Origin of the sequence: uncultured Planococcus sp. (assembly GCF_947501725.1) — a bacterium.
Lineage (GTDB): Bacteria > Bacillota > Bacilli > Bacillales_A > Planococcaceae > Planococcus > Planococcus donghaensis_C.
The window spans coordinates 1-204 of the sequence record NZ_CANMXD010000043.1 but is presented as its reverse complement, the minus strand read 5'-3'; the positions used below and the strand labels follow the sequence as shown (position 1 = coordinate 204).

The 204-nt window shown below is 48.0% G+C and carries 1 tRNA gene; it reads left to right on the top strand.

Annotated features, from left to right (window positions below):
* Positions 1 to 127 precede the first annotated feature (127 nt).
* A tRNA-Ile gene (locus Q0785_RS20350) sits at positions 128 to 204 on the top strand.

The window sequence follows — 204 nt, the reverse complement described above, 5'->3', positions numbered from 1 at the left end:
CTCCTTTCTAAGGATGAATTCGGAACCGGGTTTCCCGGGGTTGACGTTTTGCGTTCAGTTTTGAAGGTTCACCTTCAATGGCGACATTGGAATGACTCTTCTATTAGCATATGAATTATACTCAAGAGGGCCTATAGCTCAGCTGGTTAGAGCGCACGCCTGATAAGCGTGAGGTCGATGGTTCGAGTCCATTTAGGCCCACCA